Here is a 12,524-nt window from a genome sequence, read left to right as displayed (position 1 = left end):
AGTGGCGCAGCGGTCCCCCCGCGTGGACTGCGTGCCGCATGCGATCGGCACGCACAGCCTCAGAAGTACCACCGACGGGGGCCGGCCGGCCTCCGTGAGCTCGAGAAGACGACGGAGACGTAGTGCCTACGATCCAGCAGCTCGTCCGCAAGGGCCGGACCTCGAAGGCCGGGAAGTCGAAGACTCCCGCCCTCAAGGGTTCCCCGCAGCGGCGCGGCGTGTGCACCCGCGTGTACACCACCACCCCCAAGAAGCCGAACTCCGCGCTCCGCAAGGTCGCGCGCGTGAAGCTGTCCTCGCAGATCGAGGTCACGGCGTACATCCCCGGTGTCGGCCACAACCTGCAGGAGCACTCGATCGTGCTCGTGCGCGGCGGCCGTGTGAAGGACCTTCCCGGCGTCCGCTACAAGATCGTGCGCGGCGCGCTCGACACGCAGGGCGTGAAGAACCGCAAGCAGGCTCGCAGCCGCTACGGCGCCAAGAAGGAGAAGGCCTGATGCCTCGTAAGGGTCCGGCCCCCAAGCGGCCGATCATCGCCGACCCGGTCTACGGGTCCCCGGTCGTCACGCAGCTGATCAACAAGGTCCTGCTCGACGGCAAGAAGTCCACCGCCGAGGCGATCGTCTACGGCGCCCTCGAGGGCGTCCGGGCGAAGACCGACCAGGACCCGGTCGTCGTCCTCAAGCGTGCGCTCGAGAACGTCCGCCCGGCGCTCGAGGTCCGCTCCCGCCGCGTCGGTGGTGCGACCTACCAGGTGCCGGTCGAGGTCCGCCCCACGCGCTCGACGACGCTGGCGCTGCGCTGGCTCACCGACTTCTCCCGCGCCCGCCGCGAGAAGACGATGACCGAGCGTCTCATGAACGAGATCCTCGACGCCTCCAACGGCCTCGGTGCCGCGGTCAAGCGCCGCGAGGACATGCACAAGATGGCCGAGTCGAACCGCGCGTTCGCTCACTACCGCTGGTAACCGCACGCCGGCCCCGGGTGATCCCCGGGGCCGTCGGCGGATCCGGAGCCGGCCGCCGACCTTCTGCTCGCAGAAGCGCGGACGAGGTCTCCGGCCCTCCGATCACCACCACGACCAAGGGGTAACCAACCGTGGCACTTGACGTGCTGACCGACCTGAACAAGGTCCGCAACATCGGCATCATGGCCCACATCGATGCCGGTAAGACCACGACGACCGAGCGCATCCTGTACTACACCGGTGTCAACTACAAGATCGGTGAGACGCACGACGGCGCGTCGACGATGGACTGGATGGAGCAGGAGCAGGAGCGCGGCATCACCATCACGTCCGCCGCGACGACGTGCTTCTGGAAGAACAACCAGATCAACATCATCGACACCCCGGGTCACGTGGACTTCACCGTCGAGGTCGAGCGCTCGCTGCGCGTCCTCGACGGCGCCGTCGCCGTCTTCGACGGCAAGGAGGGCGTGGAGCCGCAGTCCGAGACCGTGTGGCGCCAGGCCGACAAGTACGACGTCCCGCGCATCTGCTTCGTCAACAAGATGGACAAGCTCGGTGCGGACTTCTACTTCACCGTCGACACCATCGTGAACCGCCTCAAGGCCAAGCCGCTGGTCATCCAGCTGCCGATCGGCGCCGAGAACGACTTCGTCGGCGTCGTGGACCTGGTCCAGATGAAGGCCCTGGTCTGGCACGGCGAGACCAAGCTCGGCGAGAAGTACGAGATCGAGGACATCCCGGCCGACCTGCAGGAGCGCGCCGAGCAGTACCGCAACGAGCTCATCGAGGCCGTCGCGGAGACCGACGAGGAGCTGCTCGAGAAGTACCTGGGCGGCGAGGAGCTGACCGAGGCCGAGATCAAGGCCGGCATCCGCAAGCTCACCGTGAACTCCGAGGCGTTCCCGGTGCTGTGCGGCTCGGCGTTCAAGAACAAGGGCGTGCAGCCCATGCTCGACGCCGTGATCGACTACCTGCCGTCGCCGCTCGACGTGCCGTCGGTCCAGGGCCACGACGTCAAGGACGCCGAGGTCACGGTGGAGCGTCACGCCGACGCGTCGGAGCCGTTCTCGGCGCTGGCCTTCAAGGTCGCCGCGCACCCGTTCTTCGGCAAGCTCACCTACGTCCGCGTCTACTCGGGCAAGGTGGAGCAGGGCGCCCAGGTCCTCAACTCGACCAAGGGCAAGAAGGAGCGCATCGGCAAGCTGTTCCAGATGCACTCCAACAAGGAGAACCCGGTCGACGAGGCGCAGGCCGGCCACATCTACGCGTTCATCGGTCTCAAGGACGTCACCACCGGTGACACCCTGTGCGACCAGGCGAACCCGGTCATCCTCGAGTCGATGACCTTCCCCGAGCCGGTCATCGACGTGGCCATCGAGCCCAAGACGAAGGCCGACCAGGAGAAGCTCTCGACGGCGATCCAGAAGCTCGCCGAGGAGGACCCGACCTTCCGCGTCAAGCTGGACGAGGAGACCGGCCAGACCGTCATCGGCGGCATGGGCGAGCTCCACCTCGACATCCTCGTCGACCGCATGCGTCGCGAGTTCAAGGTCGAGGCGAACGTCGGCAAGCCGCAGGTCGCCTACCGCGAGACGATCCGCCGCAAGGCCGAGAAGATCGACTACACGCACAAGAAGCAGACCGGTGGTTCGGGCCAGTTCGCGAAGGTCCAGGTGACCTTCGAGCCGCTCGACACCGCCGAGGGCGAGCTCTACGAGTTCAACAACGCCGTCACGGGTGGCCGCGTCCCGCGCGAGTACATCCCGTCGGTCGACGCCGGTATCCAGTCCGCCATGCAGCAGGGCGTGCTCGCGGGCTTCCCGCTCGTGGGCATCAAGGCCACGCTCGAGGACGGCGCGTACCACGAGGTCGACTCCTCCGAGATGGCGTTCAAGATCGCCGGCTCCATGGTTCTCAAGGAGGGCGTGAAGCGGGCCGACCCGGTCCTGCTCGAGCCGGTCATGGCCGTCGAGGTGCGCACGCCCGAGGAGTACATGGGCGACGTCATCGGCGACATCAACTCCCGCCGTGGCATGATCCAGTCGATGGAGGACGCGACCGGTGTCAAGGTCGTTCGCGCCCAGGTGCCGCTGAGCGAGATGTTCGGGTACATCGGCGACCTCCGGTCCAAGACCCAGGGCCGCGCCGTGTACACGATGCAGTTCGACAGCTATGCCGAGGTTCCTCGGAACGTTGCCGACGAGATCATCAAGAAGACCCGGGGCGAGTGAGTCCCCACAGGTCGACGACCCGCACAACCATCAACCTGTAGGAAACCGCAACGCCCCGCGGTGTTAGGCTCTTTGGCCGACACTCGCAACGTTCGGGAACATCTACCCAAGTCCCAGGAGGACCCCAGTGGCTAAGGCCAAGTTCGAGCGGACCAAGCCGCACGTCAACATCGGCACGATCGGTCACGTCGACCACGGCAAGACGACGCTGACCGCCGCGATCTCGAAGGTGCTGGCGGACACGTACCCGGACCTGCCGGCGAACGTGCAGCGCAACTTCGACGAGATCGACGCCGCGCCGGAGGAGAAGCAGCGCGGCATCACGATCAACATCGCGCACATCGAGTACGAGACGCCGAACCGTCACTACGCTCACGTCGACGCGCCGGGTCACGCCGACTACATCAAGAACATGATCACGGGTGCCGCCCAGATGGACGGCGCGATCCTCGTGGTCGCCGCCACGGACGGCCCGATGGCCCAGACGCGCGAGCACGTCCTGCTCGCCCGCCAGGTCGGCGTGCCGTACCTGCTCGTCGCCCTGAACAAGGCCGACATGGTCGAGGACGAGGAGATCCTCGAGCTCGTCGAGATGGAGGTCCGCGAGCTGCTGTCGTCGCAGGAGTTCGACGGCGACAACGCTCCGGTCATCCGCGTCTCGGGCCTCAAGGCCCTCGAGGGCGACCCCGAGTGGACCAAGAAGGTCATCGAGCTCATGGAGGCCGTGGACGAGAACGTCCCCGAGCCGCAGCGTGACCTCGACAAGCCCTTCCTCATGCCGATCGAGGACGTCTTCACGATCACCGGTCGTGGCACCGTCGTCACCGGCAAGGTGGAGCGTGGCACGCTCGACCTGAACTCCGAGGTCGAGATCGTCGGTATCCGCGAGCCGCAGAAGACGACGGTCACGGGCATCGAGACCTTCCACAAGGCCATGGACCAGGCTCAGGCCGGTGACAACACGGGTCTGCTCCTGCGCGGCATCAAGCGCGAGGACGTCGAGCGCGGCCAGGTCGTCGTGAAGCCGGGCTCGATCACCCCGCACACCGACTTCGAGGCCCAGGTCTACATCCTGAGCAAGGACGAGGGTGGCCGCCACAACCCGTTCTACTCGAACTACCGTCCGCAGTTCTACTTCCGCACGACGGACGTCACCGGCGTCATCACGCTGCCCGAGGGCACCGAGATGGTCATGCCCGGCGACAACACCGAGATGACGGTCCAGCTCATCCAGCCCATCGCCATGGAGGAGGGCCTCGGCTTCGCCATCCGTGAGGGTGGCCGCACGGTCGGCTCCGGCCGTGTCACCAAGATCATCAAGTGACCATCGCTCGATGACCTTGGGGCGCTGAGCTCCACCAGGCGCGCCGGCTCCGGCCGGTGACGGCTGCACCCGAGGCCCGGGTCCCCGCGAGGGGGCCCGGGCCTCGGTGCGTCTGTGCCGCCTGTGCCGCCCGCACCGCCGGCGGGGGAGGGGCAGGTCACAGCGGGCCCGGGTTGGAGTTCCGCGGGGCGCTGTGGCAAGATGGCACGGTTGCCTGTCACGGGCGCGTTCTTTCTCGTGTCGAACAGTGTGTTGCACCGCAGCACGTCCGGACCCCGATGGGGGAGCCGGGACGGGGCTGGAGCGGTCCCCCTCCGGATGGAGGGGTTCGCGGGGTTGCCGGCTGTCGACGCGCGTGAGCGCCCCCGCGAGACACCTGTCTCGACAGGCCGACAGACGTCGTGGTCCGCCCCCGGGTGGATCACTCACCAACGGCCTCCCGCCAGGGAAGTGCGCCGGGATCCCGGTCCCGCATGGCGACACGCCCGAGCGCGGGGGTCGGACAGTAGCGGTTCGAGAGAGAGAGTCAGACGACGCCATGGCGGGACAGAAGATCCGCATCCGGCTCAAGTCCTATGACCACGAGGTCATCGACAGCTCCGCGCGCAAGATCGTCGACACGGTCACTCGCGCGGGTGCGACTGTTGTGGGCCCGGTGCCGCTCCCGACGGAGAAGAACGTCTTCGTCGTGATCCGGTCGCCTCACAAGTACAAGGACAGCCGCGAGCACTTCGAGATGCGCACGCACAAGCGGCTCATCGACATCATCGACCCCACGCCGAAGGCCGTCGACTCGCTCATGCGCATCGACCTGCCGGCGGACGTGAACATCGAGATCAAGCTCTGAGGCGGGTGACATCGAGATGAGCAACCTGCACAAGAACGTGACCGCGCTGCTCGGCCGCAAGCTGGGCATGACCCAGGTCTGGGACGAGGCCGGCAAGCTCGTGCCCGTCACCGTCGTGGCCGTGGACACCAACGTGGTGACCCAGGTCCGCACGCCGGAGACGGACGGCTACGCCGCCGTCCAGCTGGCCGCCGGCCAGATCGACCCGCGCAAGGTCACCAAGCCGCTCAAGGGCCACTTCGAGAAGGCCGGCGTGACGCCGCGCCGCCACGTGGCCGAGATCCGCACCGCCGACGCCGCCGAGTACTCGGTCGGCCAGGAGATCACCGCTGCCGCCTTCGAGGCCGGCGCGACGGTCGACGTCGTCGGCACCACCAAGGGCAAGGGCACGGCCGGTGTCATGAAGCGTCACGGCTTCGCCGGCGTCGGCGCCTCCCACGGTGCGCACCGCAACCACCGCAAGCCGGGCTCGATCGGTGGCGCCTCGACGCCGTCGCGCGTGTTCAAGGGCCTGCGCATGGCCGGTCGGATGGGCGCCGCCCGTCAGACCACCCAGAACCTGACCGTCCACGCGGTCGACGCCGAGAAGGGCCTGCTGCTCGTCAAGGGCGCTGTGCCCGGCCCCAAGGGCGGCGTCGTCGTCGTGAAGACCGCCGCGAAGGGAGCGTGAGCAACTGATGACCGCTCTGACCGTCGACGTTCTCGACGCCTCCGGCAAGAAGGCCGGCACCGCCGAGCTCCCCGCCGAGGTGTTCGACGTCGTCACGAACGTCCCGCTGATCCACCAGGTCGTCGTCGCCCAGCGCGCCGCCGCCCGCCAGGGCACGCACGCCACCAAGACCCGCGGCGACGTCGCGGGCGGTGGCAAGAAGCCGTACAAGCAGAAGGGCACCGGCCGCGCCCGTCAGGGCTCGATCCGCGCCCCGCAGTTCGCCGGCGGTGGCACCGTCCACGGCCCGCAGCCGCGCTCGTACGACCAGCGCACCCCGAAGAAGATGAAGGCCGCCGCCCTGCGTGGCGCCCTGTCCGACCGCGCCCGCGCCGGCCGCGTGCACGTCGTCGCCGGCTTCGGCGTCGACGGCAAGCCGTCGACCAAGACCGCGCTCAAGACCCTGTCGGCGCTCACCGACCGTCGCCACGTCCTCGTGGTGACCGAGCGCTCCGACGAGCTGGCGATCCTGTCGCTGCGCAACGTGCCGTCCGTGCACCTGCTCGCCGCCGACCAGCTCAACACCTACGACGTGCTCGTCTCCGACGACGTCGTCTTCACGGAGGGCGCGCTCGCCGCGTTCCTCGCCGGCCCCGCGAAGGGCGCGAAGGCCGTCGCGACGGAGTCCGAGGCTGCGACCACCGAGGAGGCCGCCAAGTGACCGCCGTGACGAAGGACCCGCGCGACGTCGTGATCGCGCCGGTCGTCTCCGAGAAGAGCTACGGCCTGCTCGACGAGGGCAAGTACACCTTCGTCGTGGACCCGCGCGCCAACAAGACCGAGATCAAGGTCGCGGTCGAGCAGATCTTCGGCGTCAAGGTCGACTCGGTGAACACGATCAACCGCAAGGGCAAGACGCGTCGCACGCGTTTCGGCCTGGGCAAGCGCAAGGACACGAAGCGGGCGATCGTCACCCTCCGCGAGGGCACGATCGACATCTTCGGCGGTCGCTGAGCCGGACTGAGCAGATCGAGGACTGAATCCCATGGGAATCCGTAAGTACAAGCCGACGACGCCCGGCCGCCGCGGCTCGAGCGTCGCCGACTTCGTCGAGGTCACGCGCTCGCAGCCGGAGAAGTCGCTGGTCCGCCCGCTGTCCAAGTCGGGTGGCCGCAACAGCTCGGGCCGCATCACCACCCGCCACAAGGGTGGTGGCCACAAGCGCGCCTACCGCGTCATCGACTTCCGTCGCCACGACAAGGACGGCGTGCCGGCCAAGGTCGCGCACATCGAGTACGACCCGAACCGCACCGCGCGCATCGCGCTGCTGCACTACGCGGACGGCGAGAAGCGCTACATCATCGCGCCGAACAAGCTCAAGCAGGGCGACTTCGTCGAGGCGGGCGCCGGCGCGGACATCAAGCCCGGCAACAACCTGCCGCTGCGCAACATCCCGACCGGTACGGTCATCCACGCCGTCGAGCTGCGTCCCGGCGGCGGCGCGAAGATCGCCCGCTCGGCCGGCGCGTCCGTCCAGCTCGTCGCCAAGGACGGCCCGTACGCGCAGCTGCGCATGCCGTCCGGCGAGATCCGCAACGTCGACCTGCGCTGCCGCGCGACGGTCGGCGAGGTCGGCAACGCCGAGCAGTCGAACATCAACTGGGGCAAGGCCGGCCGCATGCGCTGGAAGGGCGTCCGCCCGACCGTGCGCGGTGTCGCCATGAACCCGATCGACCACCCGCACGGTGGTGGTGAGGGCAAGACATCCGGTGGTCGTCACCCGGTGAGCCCGTGGGGCCAGCCGGAGGGCCGCACCCGTCGCCCCAACAAGCCGAGCGACAAGCTGATCGTCCGCCGTCGCCGCACCGGCAAGAAGCGCTGATAGGAGCCTGAAACATGCCTCGTAGCCTGAAGAAGGGCCCCTTCGTCGACGACCACCTGCAGAAGAAGGTGGACGCTCAGAACGAGAAGGGGACCAAGAACGTCATCAAGACCTGGTCCCGTCGGTCGGTCATCACGCCCGACTTCCTCGGTCACACGTTCGCCGTGCACGACGGTCGCAAGCACACGCCGGTGTTCGTCACCGAGTCGATGGTCGGCCACAAGCTCGGCGAGTTCGCTCCCACGCGGACCTTCCGCGGCCACGTGAAGGACGACAAGAAGGGTCGTCGCCGCTGAGCCGTGGGGGAATCCCCGCGAGCACAGCAGCGTTGACCCGGACTGTCTGAGAAAAGGAAGCAGGACAGCAATGGAAGCCAAGGCGCAGGCGCGGTTCGTCCGTGTCACGCCCCAGAAGGCCCGGCGCGTCGTGGACCTCATCCGTGGCAAGCAGGCCGGCGAGGCCGTCGCGGTGCTGAAGTTCGCGCCGCAGGCGGCGAGCGAGCCCGTCCGCAAGGTCGTGGAGAGCGCGATCGCCAACGCCCGGGTGAAGGCCGACCGTGCGAGCGAGCGCTTCGACGAGTCCGAGCTCGTCGTCGCCGCCGCGTTCGTCGACGAGGGCCCGACCCTCAAGCGTTTCCGTCCCCGTGCGCAGGGTCGTGCGGCGCGGATCCTCAAGCGCACCAGCCACATCACCGTGGTGGTCGCGCCCAAGAACGCTCAGAAGGAAGGGGCCCGATAGTGGGGCAGAAGGTTCACCCGCACGGGTACCGCCTCGGCATCACCACCGACCACCGGTCGCGCTGGTTCGCCGACAGCACGAAGCCCGGCCAGCGGTACCGCGACTACGTCCGTGAGGACGTGCAGATCCGCAAGCTCATGAGCACCGGTCTCGAGCGCGCCGGCATCTCCAAGGTCGAGATCGAGCGCACCCGCGACCGCGTCCGCGTGGACATCCACACGGCCCGCCCGGGCATCGTCATCGGCCGCCGCGGCGCCGAGGCCGAGCGCATCCGCGGCGAGCTCGAGAAGCTCACGGGCAAGCAGGTCCAGCTCAACATCCTCGAGGTCAAGAACGCGGAGATCGACGCGCAGCTCGTCGCGCAGGGCATCGCCGAGCAGCTGGCGAGCCGCGTCTCCTTCCGCCGCGCCATGCGCAAGGGCATCCAGTCCGCGCAGCGCGCCGGCGCCAAGGGCATCCGCGTGCAGGTCTCGGGCCGCCTCGGCGGCGCCGAGATGAGCCGGTCGGAGTTCTACCGCGAGGGCCGTGTGCCGCTGCACACGCTCCGCGCGAACATCGACTTCGGCTTCTACGAGGCCCGCACCACCTTCGGCCGCATCGGCGTGAAGGTGTGGATCTACAAGGGCGACATCACCGAGAAGGAGTTCGCCGCGCAGCAGGCCGCGGCCGCCCCGCGCCAGGGCCGTGGTGGCCCGCGCGGCGAGCGTGGCGAGCGTCGCGGTGGTGGCCGTCGCAACGAGCGTCAGGCCCAGCCGGCCGCCGAGGCTCCTGCCCAGCAGGCCCCGGCCGAGGCGGCTGCGGCCACCGAGACCGGAACGGAGGCCTGAGCATGCTGATCCCCCGCAGGCTCAAGCACCGCAAGCAGCACCACCCCTCGCGTTCCGGCGCGGCCAAGGGTGGTACCACGATCGCGTTCGGCGACTTCGGCATCCAGGCTCTCGAGCCGGCCTACGTCACGAACCGCCAGATCGAGGCTGCTCGTATCGCGATGACCCGCCACATCAAGCGTGGCGGCAAGGTCTGGATCAACATCTACCCGGACCGCCCCCTGACCAAGAAGCCCGCCGAGACCCGCATGGGTTCCGGCAAGGGCTCGCCCGAGTGGTGGGTCGCCAACGTCAAGCCCGGCCGCATCGTCTTCGAGCTGGCCGGCGTCCCGGAGCCGCTGGCTCGCGAGGCCATGCGCCGTGCGATGCACAAGCTCCCGATGAAGTGCCGTTTCGTGGTGCGCGAGGGTGGTGCGATCTGATGATCGGAACGAAGGGCCTGGCGCCCGCCGACCTGGACGGCTTCGACGACGAGAAGCTCGTCGCCGAGCTGAAGAAGGCCAAGGAGGAGCTCTTCAACCTCCGCTTCCAGTCGGCCACCGGCCAGCTGGAGTCGCACGGTCGGATCAAGGCGGTCAAGCGCGACATCGCCCGGATCTACACGATCCTGCGCGAGCGCGAGCTCGGCATCCGCACGGCCCCGAGCGTGAGTGAGTGAGGCACCGATGAGCAACGAGACGACCGAGAAGGTGGCCCCCGAGCGGGGCATCCGCAAGGTCCGCCGCGGCTACGTGGTGAGCGACAAGATGGACAAGACCATCGTGGTCGAGGTCGAGGACCGGGTGAAGCACCCGCTCTACGGCAAGGTCATGCGTCGCACCAACAAGGTCAAGGCGCACGACGAGCAGAACACCGCCGGCATCGGCGACCTGGTCGTGATCATGGAGACCCGCCCGCTGTCCGCGACCAAGCGGTGGCGCCTGGTGGAGATCCTCGAGAAGGCCAAGTGACCCCGAGGGCCTAGCCCTCGTCGGCCGTGGCGGGCCGTGACACACGTATGCGGCCCGCCACGGCCACACCGCAACTATCCGTTCGGCAAGGCTCGCCCGGGACCTCCCGGCGAGAACCGGCTCGACGACAGGAGATCAATCGATGATCCAGCAGGAGTCGCGACTTCGGGTCGCCGACAACACGGGTGCCAAGGAGATCCTCTGCATCCGCGTTCTCGGTGGTTCCGGCCGTCGCTACGCCGGTATCGGCGACGTCATCGTCGCCACCGTCAAGGATGCGATCCCGGGCGGCAACGTGAAGAAGGGCGACGTGGTCAAGGCCGTCGTCGTCCGGACCGCCAAGGAGCGCCGTCGTCCGGACGGTTCCTACATCAAGTTCGACGAGAACGCCGCCGTCATCCTTCGCAACGACGGCGACCCTCGTGGTACCCGAATCTTCGGCCCGGTCGGCCGTGAGCTGCGCGACAAGCGGTTCATGAAGATCGTCTCGCTGGCCCCGGAGGTGATCTGACCATGGCGAAGATCAAGAAGGGCGACCAGGTGATCGTCATCGCCGGTCGCGACAAGGGCAAGACCGGCCGCGTGCTCGAGGTCCTCAAGGACTCCGACCGCGTCGTGGTGGAGGGCGTCCAGCGCGTCACCAAGCACGTCAAGGCCGGCCAGACCGCCCGCGGCACCCGCACCGGCGGCATCGAGACCGTCGAGGCCCCGATCCACGTCTCCAACGTCATGCTCGTCGACCCGGAGACCAAGAAGGGCACCCGCGTCGGCTACCGCACCGAGCAGGTCGAGCGTGACGGCCGTACCCGCACCGTCCGCGTGCGCGTCGCCAAGCGTTCCGGGAAGGACATCTGATGACCGAGACGACTCTCGAGGCCCCGGCCCTGCCGCGCCTCAAGCAGAAGTACCGCGAGGAGATCCTGCCGGGCCTGCGCGAGGAGTTCGGCCACGCCAACGTCAGCCAGGTCGCCGGTCTCACCAAGATCGTCGTCAACATGGGTGTCGGTGACGCGGCGAAGGACTCGAAGCTGATCGAGGGCGCCATCCGCGACCTGACGGCCATCACCGGCCAGAAGCCGCAGGTGACCCGCGCCCGCAAGTCCATCGCCCAGTTCAAGCTGCGCGAGGGCATGCCGATCGGCGCCCACGTCACGCTCCGTGGCGACCGCATGTGGGAGTTCCTCGACCGCCTGCTGTCGATCGCGCTGCCGCGCATCCGCGACTTCCGCGGCCTGTCGGCCAAGCAGTTCGACGGCCACGGCAACTACACCTTCGGTCTCACCGAGCAGTCGATGTTCCACGAGATCGACCAGGACAAGATCGACCGTGTCCGCGGCATGGACATCACCGTCGTGACGAGCGCGACCACGGACGACGAGGGCCGTTCCCTGCTCCGCCGTCTCGGCTTCCCCTTCAAGGAGGAGAACTGACATGGCGAAGAAGGCCCTGATCAACAAGGCGGCCGCGAAGCCCAAGTTCGCGGTGCGCGCCTACACCCGGTGCCAGCGGTGCGGCCGCCCGCACTCCGTGTACCGCAAGTTCGGCCTGTGCCGGATCTGCGTGCGGGAGATGGCCCACCGCGGCGAGCTCCCCGGCGTGACCAAGAGCAGCTGGTAACCAACGACGTCGTAGGTCCGGGCGGGACCCCAGGCACGTGCCTGGTGCGCCGCCCGGAAACCACGACGAGGAAGGGCAAGAGCCCGACATGACGATGACCGACCCCATCGCAGACATGCTGACGCGTCTGCGGAACGCGAACTCGGCGCACCACGACACCGTGTCGATGCCGTCCTCGAAGCTGAAGCTCCACATCGCGGAGATCCTTCAGGCCGAGGGCTACATCGCCGGCCACAGCGTCGAGGACGCCAAGGTGGGCAAGACCCTCACCATCACGCTGAAGTACGGGCCCAACCGCGAGCGCGCCCTCTCGGGCATCCGCCGCGTGTCGAAGCCCGGCCTGCGCAAGTACGCCAAGTCGACCGAGCTGCCGAAGGTGCTCGGCGGTCTCGGCGTCGCCATCCTCTCGACGTCCTCCGGTCTCCTGACCGACCGGCAGGCCCAGGCCAAGGGCGTCGGCGGCGAAGTCCTCGCCTACGTCTGGTAATC

Annotated in this window: 20 protein-coding genes; all 20 read left to right on the top strand. The window is 68.3% G+C overall.

The features are described 5' to 3' along the window. Positions 1-122: 122 nt before the first annotated feature. The 20 genes from rpsL to rpsH all read left to right on the top strand — a co-directional run bounded on the left by rpsL (position 123) and on the right by rpsH (position 12,522). Complete coding sequence (rpsL, locus tag GSF02_RS00325) at positions 123-497, top strand: 30S ribosomal protein S12 (RefSeq protein ID WP_069982102.1); 375 nt, start codon at positions 123-125, stop codon at positions 495-497. Continuing rightward, positions 497-967 carry a 30S ribosomal protein S7 gene (gene rpsG / locus GSF02_RS00320; RefSeq protein ID WP_159791604.1) on the top strand — a complete coding sequence of 157 codons (471 nt, stop codon included), beginning with the start codon at positions 497-499 and terminating at the stop codon, positions 965-967. The genes rpsL and rpsG overlap by 1 nt, the downstream gene beginning before the upstream one ends. Positions 968-1,098: 131 nt before the next feature. Then, on the top strand, positions 1,099-3,201 hold the full coding sequence (gene fusA / locus GSF02_RS00315; protein WP_159791602.1) for an elongation factor G: 2,103 nt from the start codon (positions 1,099-1,101) through the stop codon (positions 3,199-3,201). A 127-nt stretch (positions 3,202-3,328) separates the two neighbouring features. After that, positions 3,329-4,525 (top strand): elongation factor Tu, encoded by a 1,197-nt coding sequence (gene tuf, locus GSF02_RS00310; RefSeq protein ID WP_159791600.1) that lies wholly within the window; start codon positions 3,329-3,331, stop codon positions 4,523-4,525. Positions 4,526-5,063: 538 nt separating this feature from the next. Next, the gene (gene rpsJ, locus GSF02_RS00305) at positions 5,064-5,372 is read left to right on the top strand and encodes a 30S ribosomal protein S10 (RefSeq protein WP_012877409.1); all 309 of its coding nucleotides are present in this window, start codon (positions 5,064-5,066) and stop codon (positions 5,370-5,372) included. 16 nt (positions 5,373-5,388) lie between these two features. Further along, entirely contained in the window at positions 5,389-6,042 is a 654-nt protein-coding gene (gene rplC, locus GSF02_RS00300; RefSeq protein WP_159791598.1) for a 50S ribosomal protein L3, read from the top strand. 7 nt (positions 6,043-6,049) lie between these two features. Then, positions 6,050-6,742, top strand: coding sequence for a 50S ribosomal protein L4 (gene rplD / locus GSF02_RS00295; RefSeq protein WP_159791596.1), 693 nt, complete (start codon positions 6,050-6,052; stop codon positions 6,740-6,742). Next, on the top strand, positions 6,739-7,035 hold the full coding sequence (gene rplW / locus GSF02_RS00290) for a 50S ribosomal protein L23 (protein ID WP_069982096.1): 297 nt from the start codon (positions 6,739-6,741) through the stop codon (positions 7,033-7,035). Before rplD ends, rplW begins: the two co-directional genes overlap by 4 nt. Before the next feature lie 31 nt (positions 7,036-7,066). After that, complete coding sequence (gene rplB / locus GSF02_RS00285; protein WP_159791594.1) at positions 7,067-7,903, top strand: 50S ribosomal protein L2; 837 nt, start codon at positions 7,067-7,069, stop codon at positions 7,901-7,903. 14 nt (positions 7,904-7,917) lie between these two features. Beyond that, on the top strand, positions 7,918-8,199 hold the full coding sequence (gene rpsS / locus GSF02_RS00280) for a 30S ribosomal protein S19 (RefSeq protein ID WP_021479878.1): 282 nt from the start codon (positions 7,918-7,920) through the stop codon (positions 8,197-8,199). 70 nt (positions 8,200-8,269) lie between these two features. Then, positions 8,270-8,641, top strand: a complete 372-nt coding sequence (rplV, locus tag GSF02_RS00275; RefSeq protein WP_069982094.1) for a 50S ribosomal protein L22 — start codon at positions 8,270-8,272, stop codon at positions 8,639-8,641. After that, positions 8,641-9,468 carry a 30S ribosomal protein S3 gene (gene rpsC, locus GSF02_RS00270; protein WP_159791592.1) on the top strand — a complete coding sequence of 276 codons (828 nt, stop codon included), beginning with the start codon at positions 8,641-8,643 and terminating at the stop codon, positions 9,466-9,468. The genes rplV and rpsC overlap by 1 nt, the downstream gene beginning before the upstream one ends. Positions 9,469-9,470: 2 nt before the next feature. Then, positions 9,471-9,890, top strand: a complete 420-nt coding sequence (gene rplP, locus GSF02_RS00265) for a 50S ribosomal protein L16 (RefSeq protein WP_159791590.1) — start codon at positions 9,471-9,473, stop codon at positions 9,888-9,890. Next, positions 9,887-10,126, top strand: coding sequence for a 50S ribosomal protein L29 (gene rpmC / locus GSF02_RS00260; RefSeq protein ID WP_159792076.1), 240 nt, complete (start codon positions 9,887-9,889; stop codon positions 10,124-10,126). Before rplP ends, rpmC begins: the two co-directional genes overlap by 4 nt. A 7-nt stretch (positions 10,127-10,133) precedes the next feature. Beyond that, positions 10,134-10,418 (top strand): 30S ribosomal protein S17, encoded by a 285-nt coding sequence (rpsQ, locus tag GSF02_RS00255; protein ID WP_159791588.1) that lies wholly within the window; start codon positions 10,134-10,136, stop codon positions 10,416-10,418. A gap of 142 nt (positions 10,419-10,560) precedes the next feature. After that, a complete protein-coding gene (gene rplN / locus GSF02_RS00250) occupies positions 10,561-10,929 on the top strand; it encodes a 50S ribosomal protein L14 (RefSeq protein WP_069982090.1) in 369 nt (122 codons plus the stop codon). Positions 10,930-10,931: 2 nt separating this feature from the next. Further along, positions 10,932-11,273, top strand: a complete 342-nt coding sequence (gene rplX, locus GSF02_RS00245; RefSeq protein WP_069982089.1) for a 50S ribosomal protein L24 — start codon at positions 10,932-10,934, stop codon at positions 11,271-11,273. Beyond that, positions 11,273-11,848, top strand: a complete 576-nt coding sequence (gene rplE, locus GSF02_RS00240) for a 50S ribosomal protein L5 (protein WP_069982088.1) — start codon at positions 11,273-11,275, stop codon at positions 11,846-11,848. Before rplX ends, rplE begins: the two co-directional genes overlap by 1 nt. 1 nt (position 11,849) lies before the next feature. After that, positions 11,850-12,035 (top strand): type Z 30S ribosomal protein S14, encoded by a 186-nt coding sequence (locus GSF02_RS00235; RefSeq protein ID WP_012877422.1) that lies wholly within the window; start codon positions 11,850-11,852, stop codon positions 12,033-12,035. An 88-nt stretch (positions 12,036-12,123) separates the two neighbouring features. Continuing rightward, complete coding sequence (gene rpsH / locus GSF02_RS00230; RefSeq protein ID WP_159791586.1) at positions 12,124-12,522, top strand: 30S ribosomal protein S8; 399 nt, start codon at positions 12,124-12,126, stop codon at positions 12,520-12,522. Positions 12,523-12,524: the final 2 nt, after the last annotated feature.

This window comes from Puerhibacterium puerhi (assembly GCF_009846865.1).
GTDB lineage: Bacteria > Actinomycetota > Actinomycetes > Actinomycetales > Cellulomonadaceae > Puerhibacterium > Puerhibacterium puerhi.
Note: the sequence above shows the minus strand (reverse complement) of the source record. Positions and strands in the feature narration are given on the sequence as shown.